Annotated in this window: 20 protein-coding genes and 1 riboswitch; of the genes, 13 read left to right on the plus strand and 7 right to left on the minus strand. The window is 41.8% G+C overall.

The features are described 5' to 3' along the window. Window positions 1-5 precede the first annotated feature (5 nt). The 3 genes from D0T87_RS05785 (at window position 6) to D0T87_RS05795 (ending at window position 3,599) form a co-directional block, all read left to right on the plus strand. Window positions 6-1,268, plus strand: coding sequence for a sodium:proton antiporter (locus tag D0T87_RS05785; RefSeq protein ID WP_163173706.1), 1,263 nt, complete (start codon window positions 6-8; stop codon window positions 1,266-1,268). Between the two features lie 102 nt (window positions 1,269-1,370). Beyond that, complete coding sequence (locus D0T87_RS05790) at window positions 1,371-2,372, plus strand: AI-2E family transporter (RefSeq protein ID WP_163173708.1); 1,002 nt, start codon at window positions 1,371-1,373, stop codon at window positions 2,370-2,372. Between the two features lie 51 nt (window positions 2,373-2,423). Then, window positions 2,424-3,599, plus strand: coding sequence for a glycosyltransferase (locus D0T87_RS05795; RefSeq protein ID WP_163173710.1), 1,176 nt, complete (start codon window positions 2,424-2,426; stop codon window positions 3,597-3,599). Window positions 3,600-3,710: 111 nt separating this feature from the next. Here D0T87_RS05795 and D0T87_RS05800 read toward each other — a convergent pair whose 3' ends face one another. Next, complete coding sequence (locus tag D0T87_RS05800; RefSeq protein ID WP_163173713.1) at window positions 3,711-4,955, minus strand: FtsX-like permease family protein; 1,245 nt, start codon at window positions 4,953-4,955, stop codon at window positions 3,711-3,713. A 176-nt stretch (window positions 4,956-5,131) separates the two neighbouring features. Beyond that, window positions 5,132-6,331 carry a pyridoxal phosphate-dependent aminotransferase gene (locus D0T87_RS05805; protein WP_163173715.1) on the minus strand — a complete coding sequence of 400 codons (1,200 nt, stop codon included), beginning with the start codon at window positions 6,329-6,331 and terminating at the stop codon, window positions 5,132-5,134. Window positions 6,332-6,419: 88 nt separating this feature from the next. Here D0T87_RS05805 and D0T87_RS05810 point away from each other — a divergent pair, with 88 nt between their 5' ends. Continuing rightward, window positions 6,420-7,658: a fucose isomerase gene (locus D0T87_RS05810; protein WP_163173717.1), complete on the plus strand. Its 1,239-nt coding sequence runs from the start codon at window positions 6,420-6,422 to the stop codon at window positions 7,656-7,658. Between the two features lie 75 nt (window positions 7,659-7,733). Here D0T87_RS05810 and D0T87_RS05815 read toward each other — a convergent pair whose 3' ends face one another. Next, entirely contained in the window at window positions 7,734-8,936 is a 1,203-nt protein-coding gene (locus tag D0T87_RS05815; protein WP_163173719.1) for a hypothetical protein, read from the minus strand. A 192-nt stretch (window positions 8,937-9,128) separates the two neighbouring features. Here D0T87_RS05815 and D0T87_RS05820 point away from each other — a divergent pair, with 192 nt between their 5' ends. The 9 genes from D0T87_RS05820 (at window position 9,129) to D0T87_RS05860 (ending at window position 21,863) form a co-directional block, all read left to right on the plus strand. After that, the gene (locus D0T87_RS05820; RefSeq protein WP_163173721.1) at window positions 9,129-9,818 is read left to right on the plus strand and encodes a response regulator transcription factor; all 690 of its coding nucleotides are present in this window, start codon (window positions 9,129-9,131) and stop codon (window positions 9,816-9,818) included. 94 nt (window positions 9,819-9,912) lie between these two features. Continuing rightward, window positions 9,913-11,682 carry a cell wall metabolism sensor histidine kinase WalK gene (locus tag D0T87_RS05825; protein ID WP_163173723.1) on the plus strand — a complete coding sequence of 590 codons (1,770 nt, stop codon included), beginning with the start codon at window positions 9,913-9,915 and terminating at the stop codon, window positions 11,680-11,682. Between the two features lie 227 nt (window positions 11,683-11,909). Continuing rightward, window positions 11,910-12,848 (plus strand): DUF5106 domain-containing protein, encoded by a 939-nt coding sequence (locus tag D0T87_RS05830; protein WP_163173725.1) that lies wholly within the window; start codon window positions 11,910-11,912, stop codon window positions 12,846-12,848. A 167-nt stretch (window positions 12,849-13,015) separates the two neighbouring features. Further along, a riboswitch (cobalamin riboswitch) is annotated at window positions 13,016-13,218 on the plus strand. 32 nt (window positions 13,219-13,250) lie between these two features. Further along, on the plus strand, window positions 13,251-15,335 hold the full coding sequence (locus tag D0T87_RS05835; protein WP_163173727.1) for a TonB-dependent siderophore receptor: 2,085 nt from the start codon (window positions 13,251-13,253) through the stop codon (window positions 15,333-15,335). A gap of 35 nt (window positions 15,336-15,370) precedes the next feature. Then, complete coding sequence (locus D0T87_RS05840; protein WP_239063491.1) at window positions 15,371-17,401, plus strand: YncE family protein; 2,031 nt, start codon at window positions 15,371-15,373, stop codon at window positions 17,399-17,401. 23 nt (window positions 17,402-17,424) lie between these two features. Further along, complete coding sequence (locus tag D0T87_RS05845) at window positions 17,425-18,165, plus strand: DUF4465 domain-containing protein (protein WP_163173729.1); 741 nt, start codon at window positions 17,425-17,427, stop codon at window positions 18,163-18,165. A 412-nt stretch (window positions 18,166-18,577) separates the two neighbouring features. Then, entirely contained in the window at window positions 18,578-18,868 is a 291-nt protein-coding gene (locus D0T87_RS05850) for a GNAT family N-acetyltransferase (protein ID WP_163173731.1), read from the plus strand. A gap of 17 nt (window positions 18,869-18,885) precedes the next feature. Continuing rightward, entirely contained in the window at window positions 18,886-19,104 is a 219-nt protein-coding gene (locus tag D0T87_RS05855; protein WP_163173733.1) for a (4Fe-4S)-binding protein, read from the plus strand. A 137-nt stretch (window positions 19,105-19,241) separates the two neighbouring features. Further along, window positions 19,242-21,863 (plus strand): transglutaminase domain-containing protein, encoded by a 2,622-nt coding sequence (locus tag D0T87_RS05860; protein ID WP_163173735.1) that lies wholly within the window; start codon window positions 19,242-19,244, stop codon window positions 21,861-21,863. Between the two features lie 7 nt (window positions 21,864-21,870). Here the strand turns inward: D0T87_RS05860 and D0T87_RS05865 are convergent, their stop codons facing one another. The 4 genes from D0T87_RS05865 to D0T87_RS05880 all read right to left on the minus strand — a co-directional run bounded on the left by D0T87_RS05865 (window position 21,871) and on the right by D0T87_RS05880 (window position 24,969). After that, window positions 21,871-23,040 (minus strand): ATP-binding protein, encoded by a 1,170-nt coding sequence (locus D0T87_RS05865; RefSeq protein WP_163173737.1) that lies wholly within the window; start codon window positions 23,038-23,040, stop codon window positions 21,871-21,873. Between the two features lie 177 nt (window positions 23,041-23,217). Beyond that, the gene (locus tag D0T87_RS05870; RefSeq protein WP_163173739.1) at window positions 23,218-23,613 is read right to left on the minus strand and encodes a WbuC family cupin fold metalloprotein; all 396 of its coding nucleotides are present in this window, start codon (window positions 23,611-23,613) and stop codon (window positions 23,218-23,220) included. 84 nt (window positions 23,614-23,697) lie between these two features. After that, entirely contained in the window at window positions 23,698-23,898 is a 201-nt protein-coding gene (locus D0T87_RS05875; protein ID WP_163173741.1) for a hypothetical protein, read from the minus strand. A gap of 108 nt (window positions 23,899-24,006) precedes the next feature. Then, window positions 24,007-24,969, minus strand: a complete 963-nt coding sequence (locus D0T87_RS05880; protein WP_163173743.1) for a glycosyltransferase family 4 protein — start codon at window positions 24,967-24,969, stop codon at window positions 24,007-24,009. Between the last annotated feature and the right edge of the window lie 12 nt (window positions 24,970-24,981).

Genomic DNA, 24,981 nt, shown 5'->3' on the forward strand with positions numbered 1-24,981 from the left:
CAACTATGGAATTATTCTATTCGTTATCTATATTAATTATTATAGCTACGGTTTTTGCATATATCAATGAACGCTTTATGAAATTACCATCTACCATTGGTATAATGGTGGTCACAATCATATTTTCTCTAGGTCTGGTTATCATTGGAAGCATAAATTCAGAACCACTCAATGATGTTTACCAACTTATTCGTAACATCAACTTTACCCAACTCCTTATGGGTGGTATGCTTTATTTTCTTCTCTTTGCCGGAGCCATACAAATCAATATTAATGATCTGAAAGAGCAAAAGTTGCCCATTATCGTTTTCTCAACGCTAAGCGTTATTATTTCTACTTTTGTGGTCGGCTTTGCCCTCTATTACATACTGAACATTCTCCTGCCACTGATCGGATCGACCATGCAGGCACCATTAATTTACTGTCTTTTGTTTGGAGCATTAATTTCACCTACCGATGCCGTTGCCGTACTTAGTATTCTAAAAAAAAGCAATGTATCTAAATCATTAGAAACAAAGATCACCGGCGAAGCTCTATTCAATGATGGAGTAGCAGTTATTTTATTTTCTTTATTATATAGCATTTCACAAGGAACGGAACAACTTGTGGATGTTACTCCTGCAACAGTCTCGTGGTTATTGATTAAAGAAGTGGTAGGTGCATTTATTGTTGGTTTAGGACTTGGATACATCGCTTTATATGCCATCCGGACTGTAGCAGACAATAAACTATCTATTTTAATCACCCTTTCCGTTGTGATCAGCGGATATATGATATCGCAAGCAATGGAAATATCAGGACCACTCACCATGGTATCGGCAGGAATCTTAATCGGTAACCGGGGACGAAAATATAGCGAAGAAGAGCATAAGGATTTCGGATTCGTCAAAACTTTCTGGGAGCTAATTGATGAAATATTCAATGCTATCCTGTTTTTGCTGATCGGCTTCGAACTACTCATTATGCCCGATCTGCGCAACTATTGGATAGTAGGTATATTGGCTATTCTCATCGTACTATTTGCACGCTATATATCTATCAAATTGCCTACAGCCATTATTCCTTTTCATGAAAAATTCACGAAAAGCTCCATCTTCATTTTGGTATGGGGTGGACTTCGCGGAGGGGTTTCCATTGCTTTGGCATTATCAATTGGAGATAATATATACAGAGATGCTTTGATTGCAGGTACATATTATGTTGTGGTATTCTCCATTATTGTACAGGGTTTAAGTATCGGACGCCTGTCGGGCAAACTAAAAAATTAAATTTTCATTCTTTTAAAGATTGTTATTAACATTCCGAACTTTCATTTTTTATATTTGTTAATTTAATATATACGCATAATCTAAATTTGCCAGATTGACTCTATGAACTTTAAAGAACAATATAAGAAATACTCGCTTATCGCTATCATACTCATCCTGGGACTCGCTATCTTCCTGGAAGCTATTCCTTTTATGAGTGGGGTACTCGGTGCTATGACCATATACATACTTCTGAGAGGACAAATGAAGTACCTCACAGAAAAGAAGAAAATGAAAAAAGGATTGGCTGCAACTATACTTTTAGGAGAAAGCATTCTGGTTTTTCTTATACCACTGACTGTTGTGGCTATTATTATTGTCGATAAATTCAGTACCTTGAACCTGAATCCGCAAGAATTAATCGACCCGATTCAAAACATATCCAACTTTATACAAGAAAAGACCGGTTACAATCTGCTTAAAACAGAAAACCTATCCACAATGCTTGGTTTGATTCCCAGGATAGGACAATATCTGATGAATGGTGTCAGTAGCTTCATGATAAATATATTTGTTCTGATTTTTATACTCTATTTCATGCTGGTTGGCAGGGAAAGAATGGAAACATACATCTATGATATCTTGCCATTTAGTGAGGAGAATAAAAAAGAAGTACTACATGACATTAATATGATTGTAACTTCAAATGCCATAGGTATACCTTTACTGGGAATCATACAAGGAGGTATTGCATTAGTGGGATATTATATATTTGGTGTTCCGGCTCCGCTGATATTTGGGCTTTTAACCGGTATTGCTACAGTTATTCCGGTGGTAGGAACCGGATTGGTTTGGCTTCCCCTGGCCGTATATCTTGCCATAATAGGCGACTGGCCTAATGCTATCGGGTTACTTTGCTATGGCCTGCTGGTTGTTTCACAAGTAGATAACCTCATCCGTTTGATACTGCAAAAGAAAATGGCGGATATCCATCCGCTGATTACCATATTCGGAGTTGTCATCGGCCTTTCTCTTTTTGGCTTCATGGGAATAATCTTTGGTCCTCTCCTATTATCGATGTTTATCCTCTGTTTCAACATTTTTAAAAAAGAATACCTGAAGTAGTTGAAAGATATCAGCTAATTGGTTACTTTTGCAACACTAATTTTTTGTTAAATGGAATTTATCGAGGTGAATACCCATGAACTGATTTTATTGTCAGTTATTGGCGTCCTATTTATTATTCAGGTTATTTATTTCTTGGCTTTATATAACCAGATACATACGCATAATAAAGCTGTAAGACAGAACAAGTTAAGTTTCTCAGAAGCACTTCCTCCTTTGTCCATCGTGATCTGTGCCAAAAATGAATCCGAAAATCTACGCAGTTTTCTCCCGTCAGTATTGGAACAGGATTATCCCGAATTCGAAGTCATTGTTGTCAATGACGGTTCAACAGACGAAAGTGAGGAATTACTATCTGCATTGGAAAAAGACTACCCACATTTATACCATAGTTTTACTCCCGAGAATTCACGTTATATCAGCCATAAGAAGTTGGCACTTACTTTAGGTATCAAGGCCAGTAAACATGAATGGTTAGTATTCACCGAAGCAAACTGCTATCCGGTGAGCAAGGATTGGCTACGGCTGATAGCCCGTAATTTCACCCCAGGCACAGACATTGTACTTGGATACAGTGGCTATGAACGAGGAAAAGGATGGATGCACAAAAGAATTGCTTTTGATGCACTATTTACTTCTATGCGTTATTTAGGATATGCACTTGCCAAAAAGCCTTTTATGGGAATCGGAAGAAACATGGCATACCGCAGAGAGTTATTTTTCCAACAAAAAGGTTATTCGGCTCACTTAAATCTGCAAAGAGGAGATGATGACTTATTCATTAATAAGATAGCTACAAACAAAAATACGCGTGTAGAAACCGATGTCAATGCTACGGTTCGTATGAAGCCCATTCAATATAAAAAGGACTGGAAAGAAGAGAAAGTAAGCTACATGGCTACTTCTCAAAGATTTAAAGGTTCTCAGCGATTTATGCTGGGGTTTGAAACGCTTACGCGAATCTTATTTTATCTTGTTGTTATTGCCACTATCACTTTGGGCATTCTGAATAAGCATTGGCTGGTGGTAGGAATCGGAGGGTTAGTTTGGCTGATTCGCTTTATCATTCAAGCACTCATCACCAATAAAACAGCAAAAGAATTAGGTGAAAACAGAAGGTATTATTTCACGCTTCCTATATTTGATATCTTTCAACCATTACAATCGTTGCAGTTTAAGATGTTCCGGGCTTTTGGAGGAAAGCAGGGGGATATAATGACCCGATAGGGTCATTATAGTTGAAAGTTGAAAATTGAAAGTTGAAAGTTACGATGCCGATAAGAGTCATTCCATCTGCATAGTATAACTTTCAACTTTCAATTTTCAACTTTCAACTCTTTACTCGTATCTCATAGAGTTGGCCGGTTCTATCCTTGTAATCAGGTAGGATGGGCCAATTAACATTAGTACGGACACGATCAATGTACCGATATTCAATAAAAGATATATCCACACATTTAAAGACATAGGAACAGTATCTACAAAGTAAGTTTCTGGGTCAAGCTTGAAGATACCGAAATGAACCTGCACAAAATAAAGCGCTAGTCCAAGTATATTTCCAATCAACATCCCTTTGCCGATTAAAAAGACAGAAAGCCAGAGGAAGACTTTACGAATGGTCAGGTTATTAGCTCCCAAAGCTTTAAGTACGCCGATCATATTGGTGCGTTCAAGGATAATGATAAGTAATCCGGAAATAACAGTAAAGCCGGCAACGCCAATCATCAGAATAAGGATAACCCATACATTAAGGTCCAGCATGCCAAGCCATCCGAATATCTGTGGATTCAGTTCTTCTATATTACGCACATAAAAGGGTTCACCATAACGGTCAGGTTTCCGATCTGTATCTATTGCGATTTGATAGGTAGTCTCATCCAATAGATCAAAGTTGTTAACCTGAAGTTCTAATCCGCTTACCTGATCCGGCTTCCACCCTTTCAAACGATTGACTGTATAAATATCGGTCAACAAGAAGTTATTATCATATTCCGAGAAGTTCGTTTGAAAAATTCCCTTTATGGTAAATCTCCTGGCACGAACCTCTCCTTCTATATAATAAGTATAAACCTTATCATCTAACTTTAGTTTTAGTTTAGAAGCCAATGATTTGGATATAAGGATTTCACTACTCGCAGCAGTATCCGAGAATTGCGGGATCTCACCTTCAACCAGATGATTTTGAAAAAAAGAAGCATCAAACTCCTGTCCCACTCCTTTCAGGATCATACCCTGAAAAGCATCGTCCATCTTAATCATTCCCGGCTTGGTCGAAAACCGTTGCACATGCTTAACCTCAGGATACGCATATAAAGCATGAAATATACTATCGCCGGCAGCTATAGGCTTTGTCTCGTAAGAACGGACACCTTCGAAATTGGTTATTTGAATATGCGAGCCAAAACCTGTAACTTTTCCTCTAACCTCTTTTTTAAAACCAATAACAACGGCTAAAGATAGAATCATAACAGCCAATCCCAAAGCTACTCCAACCATAGCAATGAGAACTGCCGGGCGGGAAACTTGTTTCCCACCCTCTTCATTCCGATAAATACGACGAGCAAGAAAAAAAGAAGGACTCATTTACAATTAGACAATTTACCATTTACAATTTACCATTTGACACTTACAATTTACCATTTGACACTTACAATTTACCATTTGACACTTACAATTTATCATTTACAATTTGTAACCATTACCATGAGTATATTACGCAAGAGCATCAAATGGTAAATAGTAAATTGTAAATTGTAAATCTAAATGGTTCTTCCCGGATATGCTTCCAGTGCTTTTTCCAATACGAACAACGCACGTGTGAGATCTTCTTTATTAAGAACATAAGCGATACGTACTTCATTGCGACCGGCACCCGGAGTGGTATAAAACCCTGAAGCAGGAGCCATGAATACGGTTTGTCCTTCATACTCGAAATCCGACAGGCACCATGCACAGAATTTATCCGAATCATCGACCGGCAACCTGGCTACGGTATAAAAAGCTCCCATCGGTATAGGTGAATAAACACCTGGGATTCTGTTCAGCCCATCAATCAGACACTTACGACGTTCTACATATTCGTCATAAGTCTCGCGGGTATATTCTTCCGGTGCATCCAATGAAGCCTCAGCCGCAATCTGTCCAATCAATGGGGGACTTAAACGGGCCTGGCAGAATTTCATTACCGCGTTCCGTACTTCTTTATTCTTGGTGATAAGCATACCGATACGGATTCCACACTCGGAATAGCGCTTGGATACGGAATCAATCAGCACTACATTCTCTTCAATGCCTTCCAGGTGACAAGCTGATATATAGGGTGAACCGGTATAAATAAACTCACGATACACCTCATCCGAGAAAAGGAATAAATCATATTTCTTCACCAGATCACGAATCTGATTCATCTCACGACGGCTATACAGATAACCTGTCGGATTATTGGGATTACAAATCAGGATTCCTTTCGTACGTTCATTGATCAGTTCTTCAAACTTCTCGACTTTAGGTAAAGAGAAGCCTTCTTCAATTGTTGTAGCAATCGTACGGATTTCTGCTCCGGCAGAAATAGCAAAAGCCATGTAGTTGGCATAAGCCGGTTCCGGTACGATAATCTCATCACCCGGATTCAAACAGGACATGAAGGAAAACAACACAGCCTCAGATCCTCCGGTAGTAATGATAATATCATCTGCTGATAGATTGATATTAAATTTTTCGTAGTACTTTGTAAGTTTTTCCCGGTAGCTTCTGTTTCCGGCACTAGGACTATATTCTAATATCTTACGATCAATATGACGTATCGCGTCAATCGCGGCCTGAGGAGTCGGCAGGTCAGGCTGCCCGATATTCAGGTGAAACACATGGGTCCCTCTTTGTTTGGCTGCGTCAGCCAAAGGAGCCAGCTTTCTGATTGGAGATGCAGGCATCTCGTTCCCGCGAATGGAAATTGTTGGCATGATTTTAGTAATTATTATGTTATGGAGGTGCAAAGATAGAAAGAAAAATAATACATTTGCCGTGCAGAACCCAAATTATAATACCATAATGACGATAAATCTGATAACTTTTGCTTCAAATGTACACAAAAGTTCAATGGTGCGTAGCGCGCACGAACCTGTACTCAGTGAGCTGGAGAATTATTACACACTTAATTTTATAGATTACAAAGAAATTGACAAGCTGAATCCAAGTGATTTCAGTATTGTTTTTATCGCTACCGGTGGGGTTGAGCGATACGTTATGCAACATTTTGAATCCCTGCCACGCCCTGTCATTATTCTGGCCGATGGAATGCAAAATTCATTAGCTGCGGCAATGGAGGTTTCTGCCTGGTTACGCACAAGAGGAACAAAAAGCGAAATTCTTCACGGCGAACCTGTAAATATAGCCAAACGTATACAAGTTCTTTATAATAACTTTCAGGCACAACGCAAGCTAAGAGGCATGCGCATTGGGGTAATCGGTACTCCTTCGGCCTGGCTTATCGCCAGCAATGTTGATTATCTACTTGCCAAGCGTCGTTGGGGAGTGGAGTACATAGATATTCCTTTAGATCGCGTACATGATTTGTATGACCAGATCACCGACGACCAGGTGGGAGAAGCTTGTGCTGAATTTGCAAGTAAGGCTCTTGCCATTCGTGAAGGATCACCCGAAGATATTCTAAAGGCCATGCGGCTATACCGCGCAATCAAACAGATATGTGAAGAAGAAAATCTGCAAGCAACCACCGTTAGTTGCTTTAAACTGATAGATCATACGGAGACGACCGGATGTCTGGCATTGGCATTGCTTAATGACGAAGGTATTTATGCCGGATGTGAAGGGGATTTACAGTCTATCTTTACCATGCTTGTTGTTCATTCTCTTACGGGTAAACATGGTTTCATGGCGAATCCGTCAATGATTAATACCCGAACAAATGAAATCATACTGGCGCACTGTACGATAGGTATCAAACAAACAGAAGAATATATTATCCGTAGTCATTTCGAAACAGGAATCGGTATCGCTATTCAGGGTATCCTTCCAACGGGAGAGGTTACCATAGTGAAATGTGGCGGCGAATCGCTGGATGAATATTATCTGGGGTCTGGCACACTTACAGAGAATCCGAATTATATTAATATGTGCCGCACTCAGGCGCGTATCAAAATGAATACATCACCGGAATATTTTCTAAAAAACCCACTTGGCAATCACCATATCGTTATTCAAGGAAACTATGTTGATCTGCTAAATGAGTTCTTTATAGCAAACAGCTGTAAAAAAGTTGAAAATTGAAAGTTGAAAGTTGGCTGCGCAATAGTCATCTGCATAGTAATTTTCAACTTTCAACTTTCAACTTTCAACTCTCAACTACCTCCCTATCGGTTGAATCCTCCGACGCACATCTCTGGATATTTCCAGAAACATATAATTTAATTTCCCGGAATGAATACCTTCTTCATTCTGGGAGTATTTTTTCCGGGCATATTCCTTTGATTTCTCAAAGGTTAATAAGGACATTTGGTTCTGCGACTTTCCTACCATAGTTGAATCCAGTTGTTCATCAGGAAAGAACTCATCTAAATCAACATCGCCAATCATAGTTGTTTCCAGAAAATCCATATTCTTGTGCGAGGAGTCAGTGTAGTAACCTATAAACATGTGTCCGGGAGTGCGAATCAAAATCGGATCAATATTAATGGCACGAAGCAGAGAAGCAAAGAGTACACTTCCATCTACGCAATTTATCTGCGACGATTCCAGCGAATCGTAAAACGTACGCACCCGCTGCGAAAAGACCACATTACTAGACAAACTGGAATTCGAAACCGAACTGTAACGGAAATTACGTTTCTGCAATACATTCCATAAGGCATAGACTTGCTTATCGACCGAGTTTTTATCTCTGGACGTCACCTGGTAACCCGGAAAGCGGTTTACAATACGCGTGTCTAGTGCCTCACGCAGGAGTTTATCTATCATAGGGTTCTCTTCATTTACATAAGCGGCAAAGAAAAGACCTGTATCATGAAATTTGTTTCCATTGGTCACATAGCCAAGCAAACACTCATTCAGGCTACGTACAGAGAAAGTACGGACATGCTGCCCCAGCGTTTTTCCATTTAGTTCCACACTTACGGCCACACTAATAGGAACTGCCTGATTGTTATCACGTAATGCATCATATTTCCAGATAATATCCGGATAGATGGTGTATGCCGTACGGGGTTTTTCTAAAATAAATTCAGATATGGATTGAGCAAAGAAAGGGGTTTCGAGCACTTCAATGCGTACCCTGGAATAAGCTGAAGTCGATTTTACGCGAACGGAAATACACGATTTCGGATTACCTATATATAAGGAGTCGGCGGGTTCAATAACTTGTGTATCGGTAGTTGCTACGGATAGGATAGCCGAGGGAAAGATATTTCCTCCCAACTCGTCTGTAATTTCAAAATCAGATTGAAGAGAAACGATCTTCAAAATTAAAATGACGGACAGTACAACAAACAATGCAGCACCTATTACTACCACATTTTTCTTTCGAAGATGCATCCATATATTTTTCACCATAAGATTATCATACTAAAGTATATAACAAAGATAATTCATATTCTCCAGAAATTATCTTAAAATTGGTTCTACTTCCGTATATATTGTCACAGAATCTTAACAGTTGTTTCACTAACACGTAACAAATCCTTCTCATCTTTGTGCTGACAAGAAATAAAGACTAATTTTGTGTATCACATATAAGAAGAAACAATGAACGAATACCGCATTTTAATCGTTGATGACGAAGAAGACCTTTGTGAAATCCTTAAGTTTAATCTTGAGAATGAAGACTATTTGGTAGATACAGCCAATTCTGCCGAAGAGGCGTTGAAAATGGACCTCACTGTTTATGATTTGTTGTTACTCGATGTTATGATGGGCGAGATCTCGGGTTTCAAGATGGCCAACATGCTGAAAAAGGATAAAAAAACGGCTGGAATACCTATTATATTTATAACGGCTAAGGATACGGAAAATGATACGGTAACCGGTTTTAACCTGGGAGCGGACGATTATATCTCCAAACCATTTTCTCTACGTGAGGTTATTGCACGGGTAAAGGCTGTATTACGTCGCACATCGGTCGAGAAGCAGGACAAAGCACCCGAGAAACTGGTTTATCAAACATTGGTTCTGGATATCCCGCAAAAGAAGGTCAGCATTGACGATCAGGAGGTGTCGCTGACCAAAAAAGAATTCGAAATCCTGTTCTTATTATTGGAAAATAAAGGGCGTGTATTCTCGCGTGAAGATATCCTGAACCGGATATGGAGCGACGAAGTATATGTACTGGATCGTACCATAGATGTAAATATCACCCGTCTACGGAAAAAGATCGGAGAATACGGAAAATGTATCGTCACCCGCCTCGGATACGGTTACTGCTTCGAATCGCGATAGCCCCGAGGCGGCAGCGAGGCGCTGCACCCAAGTGACCATGCGGGCGGCAAGGTTTCTATGCAGAATTAAATTCATAATTCATAATTATAAATTAATGCAAATCTCTCCCTTTTCATTCGGCCGTAAACTCTTTCTTTCAGTCACGTTACTGTTTCTAACTTTCGTGGCCATCTTTGTCATTTTTCAATATCAAAGAGAAAAAGAGTTTAAAGTAGAGTTACTGAACAGTAAGTTACAGGACTGCAACGACTGGATACACAGGGATTTAACTGAGCATAAAGAAAAAGGAACCGAATGTTCCCATCTGCCTATTGAGCACTTTGGTTTAAAAGAACTACGGGTTACGGTGATTGATTTTGAGGGCAATGTTATCTACGATAGCTCTGAGGCGAATAATATGCAGTTAGCCAATCACTTGTACAGACCGGAAGTTGAGCAGGCAATTAACAATGGATATGGACATGATGTCCGCCGCGTATCAGAGTCGACAGGTATAACTTATTTCTATTCTGCAACGCGCTACAATGATTATATTATCCGGACGGCCCTACCCTACGACACGGAACTGAAAGAATCACTCCGAATAGACCTGGAATATATCGGATTGGCTATTCTGGTGGCACTCGCTCTTATTTTCATCTTTTATAAAGCAACAAACAGGCTGGGAATATCGGTTAATAATCTGCGGGAATTTGCCATTCATATAGACCGCAACGAGCCTTACGATTATAATAATATCCTGGCAACGTTCTCTAATGACGAACTTGGGGAGATATCACAGCATATTATCCAGATTTATCAGCGGCTCCACGAAACCAAAGAAGCGTTATATATAGAACGCGAGAAACTGATTGCGCATCTTCAAACGTCGCGTGAGGGGTTGGGAGTATTTACCCGGGATAAAAAAGAGATTCTGGTTAACTCTTTATTCTCACAGTACAGCAATATTATTTCTGACTATAATCTGGAAACAACCGAAAGTATATTCAATATACCGGAATTCGAATCCATCACCCAGTTTATCAATAAGATACAAAGCCGCCCTACGGGAAAGGAGGAAAAGCGCATGTCCAGGTCGATAACAAAAGACGGGCGTAACTTCACCATAGAATGCATTATCTTCCAGGACTTTAGCTTTGAGATATCCATCAATGACGTTACACAGGAGGAGGAACAGGGGCAACTGAAACGCCAGCTTACACAAAACATCGCTCACGAGCTGAAAACTCCTGTGAGTAGTATACAGGCATATCTGGAAACGATTGTTACCAATGAGAATATTTCGCCCGAAAAGGCCAGTGTATTCCTTCAACGATGTTATGAACAGAGCAACCGTTTGAGTCGTTTGCTTCGCGATATTTCGGTACTTACCCGCATGGATGAAGCTGTAAACATGCTCGAGATGGAGAAGGTGGACATCAGTGCACTGGTCGAAAAGATTATCAACGAAGTGTCGATTGATCTGGACAAAAAGCAAATTACGGCTGTTAACTCAATCAAAAAGAATGTCCAGATACGAGGTAATTATTCATTGATTTATTCCATCTTCCGCAACCTGATGGACAACTCTATTGCCTACGCCGGGACGCATATTCAAATCACGGTCAACTGTTTCCGCGAAGATGAAAGTCTGTATTATTTCAGTTTTGCCGACACAGGGGTTGGAGTGGGGTCTGAACATATGCAACGCCTGTTCGAACGTTTCTACCGGATAGACAAGGGACGGTCGCGCAAGCTGGGAGGCACGGGACTTGGACTGGCTATTGTAAAAAATGCCGTACTTATACATGGCGGGAACATCTCCGCTAAAAGCAACCAAGGCGGTGGACTGGAATTCATATTTACGTTGGCGAAAGACAAATGAATTGTTTTTGCATTGGGGGTCACTTCATAACTCCACCCCCTGCCCCCGCCAGCGGGGGATACCTTGCAGAAACGCTTTGTAGCGCAGCCTATCCCCCTTCGGAGGGGGTAGGGGGAGGATTATGACACACCCTCCTACAAGTGAAACATTCTTTTTTCAGAGTTTTCACATAGCCTCTTCCATTTTTTTTGTAAGTTTGTGCCCATAACTTCACAAACAATTTTGGTATGAAATTATTCTATTATTTAGCAGCCGCCCTGATTATATGCACTTCGTGTAACAGCGGCAATTCTTCAAAAGAAAAATTAGCAACAGAGGAAACACAAGAAACTCCTAAAAAGATTACCTTACCCGAAATTCCCACCATGTATACAAGCTCTGAGCAACGGGCCGACTTTTTGGTAAAACACTATTGGGACAATTTCGATTTTACGGATACCAGCTACATACACTTGCCGGAAGTCACCGAACAGGCTTATGTAGACTTTCTGGATGTAATCAACCACTCTCCAATGGAATCGGCTTTTGAGGGCATGAAGCGCCTGATGACCCATGCAGAGAAAGACAAAAAAGTATTCGATTATTTCGTTTCCCTTTCCGACAAGTATCTATACGATCCGAACTCTCCATTCCGCAGTGAAGAACTTTACATCGTGGTATTGGAAAAGATGATGGAAACTAATCTGCTGGACGATACGGAGAAAACGCGCCCAAATTACCGCCTGCAACTGGCGCAAAAGAATCGGCTGGGAACGAAAGCGCTTAATTTTACCTATACCATGCAATCGGGAAAACAAGGCACACTGTATGGTGTAAACACCGAATATACGCTGCTGTATATCAATAATCCGGGGTGCAGTGCCTGTGGCGAAATAACCGAAGGCATGAGAAACTCGCAAATCATACAATACCTTCTTTCCGGGAAACGCATGACCATTCTTTGTGTCTACCCCGACGAAGACCTGGAAGAATGGAAAAAACACCAGAACGATTTCCCATCCGACTGGATTAATGGGTATGACAAGGGTACGGTGATGCGCGACAAAAACCTGTATGACCTTAAGGCCATACCGTCCATCTACTTGTTAGATAAAAACAAGACCGTTCTGCTAAAGGATGCTACATTCACACAACTGGAGCAATATCTTAACAATAATTTATACTAACCACGCTATTGCCATCGTTTTGCCAAGCCGTTGGCAGTACTGTGCCTATTCGTTGGCAGTGTACTGCCAACAGCTTGACAGTACACTGCCAACGGCTTAGCAAAACAAGGGTTATACCTCTAGTGTTTTTATTTATCCATTTCAGAGCCTTTTTCCAAATAACTTCCTTACCTTTGCGCCGTAATGGTTCGCCCCTTCTCCGACTATACGGGAAGACGATTAAAAGGGAATCAGGTGAAAAACCTGAGCAGTCCCGCTGCTGTAAATCTCGTTCAGCGTTGTAAGCATATACCATAGCCACTGAATAAAACCGGGAAGGCGCTTTCAACGGAGATAAGCCAGAAAACCTGCCATACGGGATATTCATAAACGATTGCTTTCGAGGAAAGAGCAAGAATAGCTATGGGTAATAAAAACAAGAAATTTATTGGTGTATTTTTTTGTGTGTGGATAGCCGGACTACTCACCCCGGCACTGCTTTACGCACAACAAGCCCCCGACACGATTCGTATATACGATATACCCGAAGTCACCATTTCCGAACGCTACCAAACCCAGGAAGTCAGAGCCACGGCTCCCATACAGGTCTTCACCAAAGAACAACTCAGTAGCCTCAACGTCCTGCAAGTTTCCGATGCAGTAAAACACTTCGCCGGAGTCACGGTAAAGGACTATGGCGGCATTGGCGGACTTAAAACCGTATCCCTCCGAAGCCTCGGAGCCGAACATACCGCCGTTAGCTATGATGGTATTACGATAAGCGATTCGCAAACCGGACAGGTGGATATCGGACGCTTCTCGCTCGACAATGTAGACCGCCTGAGCCTCAGCAACGGACAAAGTGATAACATCTTCCAACCCGCCCGACTGTTTGCTTCGGCCGGAGTGCTGAACATACAAACGCTTACTCCGCAGTTCAGGAAAGGAAGAAACACCAACCTGAACGGGTCATTCAAAACCGGATCGTGGGGACTGGTTAACCCTTCCCTGCTGGTCGAACAAAAGATAAACGACACTTGGGCGCTTTCGGCTAACGCCGAATGGATGTCGGCCGATGGAAGATACCCATACACCATGCACTACGGAAACCAGAACGACAGCACCTCAAGAGAGAAACGTAAAAATACGGAAGTCAGAACCCTGCGCGCCGAAGCCGGACTGTTCGGTAATTTCTCCGACACGGAACAATGGAGGTTCAAAGCCTACTATTACCAGGCATCCCGCGGATTACCCGGAGCGACAACGTTGTACTACGATTACGCTTCGCAATATCTGTGGGACAAGAACACCTTCATACAAAGCCAGTATAAAAAGGAATTCAACCGGAAATGGGTATTCCAGACATCTGCCAAATGGAACTGGAATTACCAGCGCTATCTTGATCCTGACTATAAAGGATCAACCGGAAAAACAGAAAATAAATACTACAACCAAGAGTACTACCTCTCCGCTTCTGCCCTGTACCGCATGTTGGACAACCTGTCATTCTCATTGGCCAGCGACGGAAGTATGCAAACCCTGAACGCCAGTCAGGATAACTTTGCCGCTCCCAAACGATACTCCTGGCTCACTGCCCTGGCCGGTAAATACGTCAACGAATGGCTTACCGCTTCTGTATCGCTACTGGCTACGGTCATCAACGAACACACACACTTCGGCGCAGTAGCCGGCAATCACCGCAAACTAAACCCGTACGTCAGCGCCTCATTCAAACCTTTTAAAACAGAAGAACTGCGCATCCGCGGGTATTACAAAGATATATTCAGACTGCCCACCTTCAACGACCTGTATTATACCGAAGTTGGAAACACCGGACTAAGCCCCGAGAAAACCACCCAATACAACCTGGGAATAACCTACGGAAAGGAAATCAACCGTTTCATTCCTTACATCTCCGCCACCGTGGATGCCTATTATAATAAGGTGGAAGATAAAATCATAGCCATCCCAACCAAGAATATATTTATATGGAGCATGGTAAACCTGGGCGAAGTAGAAATCAAAGGTCTGGATGCTACGGCAAACATCATTCTGGAGCCATTACAAGACATCCGTCTGAATCTGTCCGGAAACTACACCTATCAACGGGCACTGGACGTAACCGATCCCGATGGTAAAACATACAACCAGCAAATAGCCTACACCCCACGCGTATCCGGTTCGGGGCAAGCGGGAATGGAAACACCGTGGGTCAACCTCTCCTACACCATAGTACATTCCGGCAAGCGCTATGTACTGGGGCAAAACCTGTCCGAGAACCAGTTGGCTAAGTACACCGACCATAGCATTGCCGCCAACCGTGATTTCCAAATCAAAAACATAAAGACCAATTTGCGGGTCGAAGTGCTTAACCTACTGGACAAGAATTATGAGATTGTACGCAATTTCCCGATGCCGGGACGGTCGGTCAGGGCGACGATTACAATCAAAGCCTCACCCCGGCCCTCTCCAAAGGAGAGGGAGAAGAGAGCAGTCTACGGTTATTGAAGTATTTAATAACATTCGAAAACTCCTAGAGCAACATGATGAGTTTAAATATAGGTACATACAACCAAATACCCCACACCCCTTCCCCCTCTCCTTTGGAGAGGGCTGGGGTGAGGCTGTTAGTTTTTTTATTCCTTCTTCTAATCCTCCTATCTGCTTGCGACGATATGGAAGATATCACTCCTGCTCCGAATGACGGCAATGAAAACATCACCGAAACCGGAACCGCCGAACTCTACATTCTTTCCGAAGGACTGTTCAACCTGAACAACAGTTCCCTGGCACGCTATACGTTCAGCAACAACAAAATCGTGCCCGACTACTTCCTCAAAGTCAACCAACGCGGACTGGGAGATACCGCCAACGACATGGCCATCTATGGTTCCAAACTCTACATCGTTGTCAACGTATCCAGCCAGGTAGAAGTCATTGACCTGCCCACCGGAAAATCCCTGAAACGCATCTCCATCCTAACCGATAACGGCAGTTCGCGCCAGCCCAGAGCCATCGCCTTCGACAAAAATAAAGCCTACGTCTGCTCATTCGACGGTACGGTAGCCCGCATAGATACCACCTCGCTCACCATCGAAGCCTATACCACCGCAGGGCGTAACCCGGATGGTATCTGCGTGCAAAACAACAAACTCTACGTCTCCAATTCCGGCGGACTGGACCAACCCAACTACGACAATACCGTTTCTGTTATCGACATTCCTACCTTCAAAGAAGCTAAAAAGATCACCATAGGCAATAACCCCGGCAAGATCCTGCCCGATAGATACGGAAATATATACGTAGCCGTACGCGGCACATTATCTTCAGACGGGCAACAATATCTCGTACAGATTAACAGCCAGACAGATGAAATCTCCCAAACCATCCATGAGCCGGTAATGAATTTTGCCATACACAATGAATTTGCTTACCTGTATAGCTACAGTTATACGACTAAACAGTCTGCTGTTAAAGTTTACGATCTCATCAACGAATCTATTATAGAAGAGAACTTCATCAAGGATGGCACACAAATCAGCACCCCCTTCTCCATCAAAGTCAATCCATACAGCGGAAACATCTATATTTCCGATGCTTACGATTATAAAGTGAGAGGCGATGTCCTGTGTTTTAGTCAGCAAGGGCACCTGCAATTCCGTATCAACAACATCGGAATCAACCCAAACACCATCGTATTCAGCGATAAAGCATCGCAAAGCATCATAGACGATGAACCGGAAGATCCGAATGCGCCATCGGCATACGCCACCCGCGTGTTGGAATACCTACCGGCTCCCGGACAGTTTATAAACACCACCACCAGCGCCTACCGCAAAGGATACACCCCCGAACAAGTGCTAGCCTATGCCACCCAACAAATCAAAGATCGCTCTCTGCTTACCTTAGGAGGATTCGGCGGATACATCATCCTGGGATTCGACCATACCATTCCCAACATCAGCGGTGCTTATGATTTCAAAATCTACGGCAATGCAAGCTACAACAGCAGCCTTACCGGAGCCAAAGCCGGAAGTGCCGAACCCGGCATCGTCCTCGTATCCAAAGACACCAACGGCAACGGACTACCCGATGATGAATGGTACGAACTCGCAGGAAGCGAATATCATTCAAACAATATTACCCGGAATTACGAGATTACCTACTACCGCCCCGCCGCCCCACTATCAGAGATACAGTGGACAGACAATCAAAATGCTGAAGGTACCATTCCCCGTAACTCCTTCCATGCCGACAACGAATATTATCCGGCATGGATCGCAGATAATCAAATCACGTTCAAAGGCAGTCGCCTACCCGACAATGCCACCAATCAGGATGGTGTTGGCTGGGTACAATACCCATACGCCTGGGGCTATGCAGACAATCACCCCAACAACACCGAACTTGCCCAATTCAAAATAGACTGGGCAGTAAACAGTGATGGCACTCCCGTCTCTCTTGACGGTATTGACTTCGTCAAAATCTATACTGCCGTTAATCAAATCTGCGGATGGCTCGGAGAATCATCCACAGAAATATCAACCATTGAAGATTTACATTTTAACAACTAATATTAATATTCAAACATTTAATTATGAAAAAGTTATCAATCCTATTTTTATTACTAACAGCATTTGTATTTGTGGGGTGTAGCGACGATGATAAAGCTACACTAGTCACAAGTTTCGAAGGAAAATTAACTAAAGCAAATAGTGAGTTTATTGCTAAAGAAGATCTTGCTTTAAATGAAAGCGGCAGCACTACTTTTCAAGATAATAACAGTGCAATAACTTTTCCACATGGTTATGCTAATTGGGGAACAGGATATGAATATTCATTTTCTCAATTCACTTACACTAACAAAACAGACAATTCCGCATCTAATAGTATTGCAGCAATTACAAAAAAGGGGAAAGCTGGATCCACATACCTAACAGTAAATACTGATATGTATGCACTTCCTGCTCAATTTACGATTAATGCCCCTCAAGTATATCGCATTAAAGGTGCATGGGTCACAAACAGTACTTGGGCATACAATAGCATGACCGTTGGTGATAACTTTGCTAAACCATTTAAAAAAGGCAGTTGGTTTAAATTAACTGCAACCGGATATACAGCAAACGATGTTGAAACAGGCAGTACCGAAATCTATTTAGCTAATTACCAAAGCGATGAAGACAAGCCCATTACTGATTGGATATGGTTTGATATGAGTGAACTTAATGATGCCATTAAAGTTACTTTTTCTTTATCTTCTACAGATAATAATGATTATGGAATGCTTACCGCAGCTTACTTCTGCATGGACGGCATCACCCTCGAAGAAAAATAATCCACCTGTGCTCGACTGCAAAAAAATAAAATCAAAATTCACTTGCATTTGGGCGGTTCGCGAACCGCCCCTACAGTAAACGATTTACCCTATCACCCCGCACGGTACCCCGGCCACTCATTTGCAGAACAATGAGTAGTCGGGGTAAATTATAGCCCCACCCCGCACGGCCTCCGGCCTAATTTGTGCAGCGTTAAACGAACAATCAGGGTGAGGCGTTAAAGGGTCTTCTGTTTGAGCGAAGCGAGTTTGAGACCCTTTAGCTTCGCCCTGACTGTGAGTAGCGTAACAAATTCAGCCTTGAACTTTTCTTTTTGCTATCTTTTTCTTTTGGTTCAAGCCAAAAGAAAAAGTAGACTAAACAAAAGAGTAACTTCATCTGTTTAACATATAAACATTAAACCCCAAAGTTATGACTGCAAATTACGAACTCATCAACAACAAACAATTGAAACAATACGAGTTTCACATTGAAGACTATGTTCCTAAGATTGAATACATCATCAACCACGAGGAAAACGTCTACCTCACCCATACCGAAGTCCCTTACGAGTTAGGAGGCCAGGGAGTTGGTTCCCAACTCGTTGAGAAAACCCTCACAGATATAGAAGAAAGCAACATGCACGTCGTGCCCCTTTGCCCATTCGTTGCCGCCTATATCCGTAAGAACCCCGAGTGGAAAAGACTAATCGCAATCATATAATCTCAAAACATATAATTATGAAAAAAGTACATGAATACTCCAACGGAGAACTCACCATCATTTGGCAACCCGACAAATGCATCCACGCCGGCGTATGCGTAAAGATGCTACCTAACGTTTACAAACCCTGCGAACGTCCATGGATCACCGCTACAAATGCAACCACCGAGCAACTCATCGAACAAATAGACAAATGCCCATCCGGAGCGCTAAGCTACAAAAGAGTTGAAAGTTGAAAGTTGAAAATTGAAAGTTGAAAGTTAATCATGCAGTTGAATTGGTACTAAAGTAAGCCATCTGCATAGTTAACTTTCAACTTTCAATTTTCAACTTTCAATTAAATTTGTACATTTGTACAAATTGTCGCCCGCCTATGAAGACCAAACATCTACTACTCATACTTTCCCTTGCTCTTCTTGGAGCAGCATGTACAAGCAATGAACATTTCATCACCAATAAAGATGCCCGGAAACAAATAGAGCAAGACTTCTTTGCTAAACAAGAAGCACTGCCTAACGGTGAACTATTCGACATCTTCGATCAGGAACTCACCTTAAAAGAAAGAGAAGCCCTTACTTTTCTCTACGCCTACTCCCCTATCGGCGACATTACCGACTATAGTGGTGCATTCCATCTCGACAATATCCGCTCCTCCTTCCAGGCTAAACAAGAAATGCCCTGGGGAGACAGCATCCCCGAAGACATCTTCCGCCATTTCGTTCTTCCCATACGTGTCAACAACGAAAACCTTGACGATAGCCGCATGGTATTCTACAACGAACTCAAAGACCGCGTTAAACACCTTTCCGTATACGATGCCGTACTCGAAGTCAACCATTGGTGCCATGAGAAAGTAATCTATACCCCATCCGACTCCCGTACCAGCTCTCCGCTGGCCTCCGTCAAGACTGCTTACGGTCGTTGTGGAGAAGAATCCGTCTTTACCGTTGCCGCCCTCCGTGCAGTTGGTATCCCCGCCCGGCAAGTCTATACCCCACGTTGGGCACATACCGACAGTAATCACGCCTGGGTAGAAGCCTGGATAAACGGCGGGTGGTATTTCTTCGGCGCCTGCGAACCTGAACCTATTCTTAACCTCGCCTGGTTCAACGAACCCGCCTCACGGGGAATGCTCATGCACTCCAAAGTATTCGGCAGGTACAACGGTCGCGAAGAGATCATGGAAACCACCAAGTGTTATACCGAAATCAACGTCACAGCCAACTATGCACCTACCGCCACCACTACCATTACAGTAACCGATGCTAACGGTACTCCCCTGGATAATGCACTCGTCGAATTCAAAATATACAATTACGCAGAGTTTTATACCGTAGCCACCAAAACCAGCAATCACGAAGGAAAAGCCTCCTTGACAGCCGGCAAAGGCGATATGCTCGTTTGGGCAACCAAAAACAATCACTTTGGCTACCAAAAGATATCTTTCGGAAAAGACACAGAAGTCACCACCGCACTCAATAAAAAAGCCGGAGATTCCTTCTCCCTCGACCTTGATATTATCCCACCTGTTTCAACACCTATCCCGGCAGAGATCACACCGGAACAAAAAGCAGCCAACGATATTCGCCTACAACAAGAAGACAGCATACGGAATGCCTATGTTGCAACTTTCTTTACCCAGGAACAATCCAGCGCTTTAGCCAAAGAACTAGATATCAACACCGAACGCGCCATCAACTATCTGACCGGAAGCCGGGGAAACTGGAAGGCTATTCGCTCATTCCTGTTAACTATTCCTCCCGAAGAGCTTCCCAGAGCTATAGACTTGCTTAGTGTTATCTCAGCCAAAGACTTGCGTGATACTCCGACCGATATTCTTTTGGATCATCTGCTCAACAGCCATCCCATTGGTAGTGATTACTACACTCATTATATTCTGAATCCACGGGTCAGCAACGAGCTCCTCACCGCCTACCGTTCTTTCTTTAATGAGAACTTTACGCAAGAACAAACCACACAATTTGTTCAAAACCCTCAAACGCTCGTTCAATGGGTTACCCAACATGTCCGGATAGACGATTCCCTCAACCCGCAACGCATTCCCATCTTCCCTATTGGAGTATGGAAAGCCGGTGTTGCCGATACACACTCCCGTAATATATTCTTCGTTGCTCTGGCACGTAGCCTCTCCATCCCTTCGCGCATCGACCCTGTTACTGGAAAAGTTCAATATATTCATAATGATATCTGGGTGGACGTAGACTTTGAAGCACCCGCACCCATTGTTACTGCATACGGAAAAACAGAAATTATATATCCGGAGAACTCCCCCGTTATTCCTAAATACCGCCAGCATTTCTCCATTGCACGAATACATCCCGATGGTAAAATCCAGACTCTTGGATTCGACAGAGATAATACCACGATCAGCGATCTCGAAGAAGGCAACTACCTACTTATCACAGGTGTACGAATGGCGAAGGGTAATATACTTTCAACCATCAAAACATTCGATATCACCCATAACCAAGCCACCCGCATAGACCTTGCCCTACGTGAAGATAATGATGATATCCAGGTTATCGGTAGTATAGATCCGGAAGCCAAATTCCTATTGGCAGAAAATCCGGACAGAGAAGAAACAAGCATTCTGGCTACTACCGGACGCGGTTATTTCATCATCGGTATTCTAGGTTCGCGCCAGGAGCCAACCAATCACACGATGAGAGATATTGCCGCTATCCACCAACAATTCAACAACTGGGACCGCAGTATCATCCTCTTATTCAAAGATGAATCCAACTGGAAGAACTTTGATACACAAGAATTCGGAACCCTACCCCATACCATCACTTATGGCATTGATTCCGATGGAAGCATCACCCGGATGATTGCCGATGCCATACGTCTGCCGCACACGAACAATCTTCCAATTTTCGTCATCGCCGACACCTTCGGACGTGTTGTATTCGTATCTCAGGGATATACCATTGGTATCGGTGAACAGATGATGAAGGTGATAGGGAAGTTATGAGGCTCAATTAATACAATAATCCAAAGTGCCAAAGTGGTATTATGTTTCCAAAACCTGACTCAATATCATCTTTAACTACAAAACCATAATGAGCTTCACGAACCTGTTTCTGCCCTTTACTTTTTCCACCAATTTCAAAAATCATATCATCAATCTGAAAGTCTGCTATGGAAGAATTTATGATATCATATCCCACCCGGGTCTGATTGAAGAAGAAGGTTTCTCGTGTGTTCCCAATATTTGAATTACTCTCTGCCAAAGTATAAACCAAATTTGTATTATCCAGATAGATTTTATCCACTTTACCCAAACCTCTGATTCCACCAGTTGCGTCACGCAGTTGAGCTATCATTCCAGCTTCTTCTATATATAAACAATAGTCTGCTATATTATTCCGACTTGCCGAAAGTATGGTAGCTATGCTACTCATATTCGGTTTAAATGGAACACTCTTCGCTATAATAGCCAATAATTGCTTCAATTTCCGTCCGGTTGAAACGTTCATCTCGGCAAACATGGGTATATCCGTTTCTAATGTTTGATTTATGATTTGTCGTAATCGCAATTCGTAATCCTCTTCCAGTGCAAAAGGATAATACCCCGTTTTCAGATAATCCGCAAACAAAGGTAAAGGATATTTCAATCCGGATGCTTCAACCTGATGTTCTATAATCTCATGTATTGAATAAGAGTCTACTGTTATACGGTGAAACAACTGCAGGTATTCTCTAAATGAGAGTCCTTGCATATAATACATCACCGCCCTTCTGCTTAAATCTGATGCTCCTTTCTTTATATCCAGAATTGACGATCCCGTAAAAACAACATTCAATTCCGGATGATAATCATAAATCAGTTTTAATTCTCTGGCCCAATCCTTGTATTTATGTATCTCGTCTATGAATAAATACTTTCCACGCTGCTTTACAAAAGAATCAGCCAAGTCAACCAGTCGGTGATCTACAAAATAAAAATCCTCCGCTGTTACATATAAAGTGTCTTTTACATTCAATTTCGTTTTTATATGTTGCAACAACATGGTTGTTTTCCCCACCCCACGGGGGCCGGTTAAGCCAATCATTCTACTATTCCAGTTGATCTCTTTATAGATATACCGAAAGAACTGGTCATCTACTTCTTTTAGCAACTTATGAAAATGTCCGAATAATCTCTCCATAACTATAGATTTTCATACAAATATAGCAAATTTGCACTCAAACAGTGCAGAGTTTTCTTTTTTTTGCACCCTCAGAGTGCAAAGAATATTTTTAAGTATATTAGTTATCAAAACAGCCGGAATCATTATAAAACAATTCCGGCTGCATAAACACAAAAGACTATTATTAAACAACTCTTATTCCAGAGTATCTTCACTTCCTAAAGGTGTATAAGGCCCATCTTTTACTTCAAAAATAACAGAGTCGGGTGCTAACACTTCAATGGTATGCCACTGTCCCGCAGGGATATGGATACCGTGATTCCCTTTTAGTGGGTTCAGTATTACGGTTTCTGTTACTTCTTTATTATCATTATAATAAAGTACTTTCAGTTCTCCCTGAAGTAAAATATATGTTTCAGCAGTATGCTGGTGTCTATGAATCGGCAAATCTGTCCCTATTTGCAGAGCATTAAGCAAACGCTGGGCAGGTGCATCTAACGCCTCATGAAAATTATAATTCATCCGCAAGCGCTGGTTTTCTTCCGCCTGCTTACTTACTTGTTTTAGAAGTTGGTCGTCAATGAGTTGCATAACATTAATATCAAGTTAGTAGTACAACAAACTATGAGAAGCATCATGTACAATCATGTACTTGCTGATCCACATATACTGAAATCATGCCTTATGAAAATCAGAATGGATTTTTTCTGTGATAAGTCTTTTTGATTCGTCCAAAGACATTCCGTTTTTCAGGACTTCTTTCATTGAAATAAAAGGCAATTGTGTTGTGTCAATTTCACTTTTTGCTTTATATTCTATCGATGCTTCTTGAGCAATCATTGGTGTTTCTTCGTGTTTTTTATACGGCTTCTTCATCAGATTCTATTTTTCACAAATATAGTTATAAATTCCCCAACCATTTTTAATTCTCCATAAAATTCTTCGAATCAGTGCAAATATGTGTAAAACTGTTATCTTGTTTTTTTATTTATTCATATGCAAATGAAAGTATTTTTTCATAAATACAACATATAAAAGGCCTAATAAAAGAATAGTCGCCAATAAATACCAATACTCATAACCATAAGGATGCACAGCAACGAATCCAATAATAATTATTGCCTGCACACACATATAAATAGCCGATACAACGATATGTGGCATTTTCAGTTCATTAGCCATAATCTGATATAAATGTTTCCTATGCGGTAAACCTATGTTTTCATGCAACATAATACGATGTATAATCGTCAACACAGAATCAACCCCATAGACCACCAGCAGAATAATATAACTCAAATCCTGCGTTGTAAGTATCAATTGCCCAATCAAGAACACGATAGTAAAAGCAATACTTACCGACCCTACATCGCCTGCAAAACATTTCGCTTTCTTTCTGAAGTTGAAGAAATTGAATACCATTACAGCCAGGATCAGTACATATATAAAGCGGCTATCAATAAATGATACCATAAATTCATTAATATATCCCAAAGCTAGCAATACCACTAATGAGTATCCTCCGGTAATGCCATTAATGCCATCCATAAAGTTATATGCATTGATAATCCCCGTACAAAAGATCAAGGCAATAATCACATACCACCACGACCACCAGGAATCAAGCATTCCCCACTGAAAGAACATAAACGACATTCCCAAAACATGAAACACTAACCGTACTTTCTGAGATATCGGGCGAATATCATCAATAAAACTTATGAGGGTTATCAAAGTGAGTCCAATAACAAACCAGGGATAAGCTAAACCATTGGTGAAACAATATATTAAACTACCCATATAAAAGATAATCCCGCCACCGCGTAAAGTTATACGAGTATGCGAACTCCGTTCATTGGGTTTATCAATGATGTTATATTTATCAGCAATTTTGAAGTAAAAAAGTTCTGCCAGGAATAGCAGAACGAAGATGAGAACAAAATACATAAAATGGGGGTC

Source organism: Bacteroides sp. 51 (assembly GCF_010500965.1).
In the GTDB taxonomy this organism is placed as follows: domain Bacteria; phylum Bacteroidota; class Bacteroidia; order Bacteroidales; family Bacteroidaceae; genus Bacteroides.